Origin of the sequence: Oscillibacter sp. KLE 1745 (genome assembly GCF_000469445.2) — a bacterium.
GTDB lineage: Bacteria > Bacillota > Clostridia > Oscillospirales > Oscillospiraceae > Oscillibacter > Oscillibacter welbionis.
Map to the genome: position 1 here is coordinate 1 of NZ_KI271728.1, position 2142 is coordinate 2142.

A 2142-nucleotide genomic window follows, 5' to 3' on the forward strand; every position below is an offset into this window, starting at 1 on the left:
CGAATCGCCGGGAGTCCGGCGTACAAGCGTTTTGACGGAGGCAAAACCTTGAAGCGGGCAGAATTCACTTCTGGTCGGTTGGTAAAATGAAAAGGGCTCCCGCACGGCGGAGCCGTGTGGGAATGTACGCCGCAGTGCTGCGTGACCGGATTATCGAGCTGCGGGGGGAGAAGTAAATGCACTACGAATGGCTGGACGCATACCTGCTGTCGTTTCCCGGCGTGGAGAAGGACTATCAGCCGGTGTGGCAGTGGTTCCGCTATAAGGTCCGGGGCAGGCTGTTTGCCGCTGTCTGTTCGCCGGGGCCGGAGTACAAAATTTACGGCGGCCACGATCTGGTGAATCTGAAATGCGGGGCGGCGGAGGGCGAGCTGCTGCGGGCCCGGTATCCGGATATCCTGCCGGGATTTTATTCGGATAAGCGGACCTGGATTTCCTGCCTGCTGGACGGAGAACTGCCGAAGGAGGTCCTGCGGGACCTGTGCGGCCGGTCATACGCCCTGGCGGTGGAGAAGCTGCCCAAATACGTCCGGCGGGAGCTGGCGGAGCAGCCCGCGGAGAGCTGAGGTGTTTGCAATGGCGAAGAAAAAAGAGGAAAAGACCAATGTGATGCGGATCCTGGACCAGAGAAAGATCCCCTATACCGCCCGGTTTTATGAGGACAGCCAGGGGCCGGAGGGCACCCGGGAGTACGGCGTCCACGTGGCGGAGGCTCTGGGGCAGGACCCAGCCAGAGGCTTCAAGACCCTGGTAGCCCGGGGGGCGTCCAAGGGCATCTACGTGTTCGAGGTGCCGGCGCCGGAGAACCTGGATCTGAAGAAGGCCGCCAGGGCGGTGGGGGAGAAGTCCATCGAGCTGCTGCACGTGGCGGAGATCAACGCCGTTACCGGCTACATCCGGGGCGGCTGTTCCCCGGTGGGGATGAAGAAGCAGTATCCCACCGTGTTCCACCGGACGGCGCTGGACTACGAAACCGTCTATATCTCCGCCGGGAAGATCGGCGCTCAGGTGGAGCTGGCGCCCCGGGCGCTGCTAGACCTGCTGGGGGCCTCCACGGCGGACATTGTCGTGGACCAGGGATAGGCCCAGGTGGAGTCCCAGGGTGAAGGCGTCGGTGGACCACTGGAGGTAGCGGGCCAGAAAGGCGTCCTGAAGGCACAGGCGGGCGTCCCCGGAGAGGGAGAGGCTGTCCGCCAACTGATCCACGGATTTGGAATCGAAGGGGTCTGCTTTCTGCAGAATGTCGGCGGCGTAGCCGTCGAAGAGGCGGAGATAGATGGGATTCATTGGATCACCTTCAAACAACATTTAATGATGTATTGATGATACATCATTAAATGATATATGTCAAGGAGAACTCCATGGAAACACTAAAAATATTTGGGGAAAGACTGCGTGCCCTGCGGGATGAACGGCATCTGCGGCAGGCGGATATGGCAGAAGTGCTTCAAATTACCCTTGTCCATTATCAGAGAATGGAATATGGAAAGGTCAATGTCCCATCGCTGACGCTTTGCTTTCTTGCGGATTACTTCAGCGTCACCACGGATTATCTGCTGGGGCGCAGCGACGCGCGGGGGTAAATCCGTTCCGTGCACCCGTAGGGGCCGCCGCCCTCGGCGGCCCGATGGTATGGCCGCCCCTGGAGCGTGTAAGGGAGGTTACAAACCGCCCGTGGAAATTTGGGCCGCCGTCCGGCGGCCACGGGGATTCTGCTCCCGCAGGGGGCTTGTCCAGCCGGGATGCACCCCCCGTTTTCTTTTCCGACTTGCGGAAAAGAAAACGGGCCGTGCACGGTCCAAAAGAAAAGGCCGCTTGGACGCGCTCCGGTGCAGTGGCCCTCCGCGCGCAACGGGGGTCGGCGTATCGGTGCCTGCTCCGATTTGGACTGGCCTTCGGGCACGCTATGCTCTTCTGCGATTCCTGTTGCTGCCGTCCCGTGGCGGATGGCGCCGACCTCGTCGGGGTGGTTGCCGCATGGAGCTGCTTCTCTTTTCGCTACCGCGAAGAACCCGGCAGCGCGTAGCGCAGCGGAACGCGCGGAAAGAGAAGCAGACCAAATGCGTCCTTGCACCCCGTTGACCTTTACACCCGCGCCGCGGGAATCCGCGTTCAAGCCTGTACCGCACCCCGCCGCGCCCG

4 protein-coding genes are annotated in these 2142 nt (G+C 61.5%); 3 read left to right on the forward strand and 1 reads right to left on the reverse strand.

The window, feature by feature from the left end; translation table 11 throughout:
* Positions 1-176 precede the first annotated feature (176 nt).
* Positions 177-566 (forward strand): MmcQ/YjbR family DNA-binding protein, encoded by a 390-nt coding sequence (locus HMPREF1546_RS10225; RefSeq protein WP_021749011.1) that lies wholly within the window; start codon positions 177-179, stop codon positions 564-566.
* A gap of 10 nt (positions 567-576) precedes the next feature.
* Positions 577-1083: a Cys-tRNA(Pro) deacylase gene (gene ybaK, locus HMPREF1546_RS10230; protein ID WP_021749012.1), complete on the forward strand. Its 507-nt coding sequence runs from the start codon at positions 577-579 to the stop codon at positions 1081-1083.
* Here ybaK and HMPREF1546_RS10235 read toward each other — a convergent pair.
* The gene (locus HMPREF1546_RS10235; RefSeq protein WP_036630139.1) at positions 1033-1287 is read right to left on the reverse strand and encodes a hypothetical protein; all 255 of its coding nucleotides are present in this window, start codon (positions 1285-1287) and stop codon (positions 1033-1035) included. The two genes, ybaK and HMPREF1546_RS10235, sit on opposite strands and share 51 nt — an antisense overlap.
* 74 nt (positions 1288-1361) lie before the next feature.
* On the opposite strand from HMPREF1546_RS10235, the gene HMPREF1546_RS10240 reads away from it, so the two are divergent.
* Complete coding sequence (locus HMPREF1546_RS10240; RefSeq protein WP_036630140.1) at positions 1362-1583, forward strand: helix-turn-helix domain-containing protein; 222 nt, start codon at positions 1362-1364, stop codon at positions 1581-1583.
* The last annotated feature ends 559 nt before the right edge of the window (positions 1584-2142 follow it).

Bases quoted from the DNA above. Each gene is read 5' to 3' on its own strand.
- HMPREF1546_RS10225 (WP_021749011.1), top strand. From the start codon at position 177: ATGCACTACGAATGGCTGGACGCATACCTGCTGTCGTTTCCCGGCGTG.
- ybaK (WP_021749012.1), top strand. From the start codon at position 577: ATGGCGAAGAAAAAAGAGGAAAAGACCAATGTGATGCGGATCCTGGAC.
- HMPREF1546_RS10235 (WP_036630139.1), bottom strand. From the start codon at position 1,287: ATGAATCCCATCTATCTCCGCCTCTTCGACGGCTACGCCGCCGACATT.
- HMPREF1546_RS10240 (WP_036630140.1), top strand. From the start codon at position 1,362: ATGGAAACACTAAAAATATTTGGGGAAAGACTGCGTGCCCTGCGGGAT.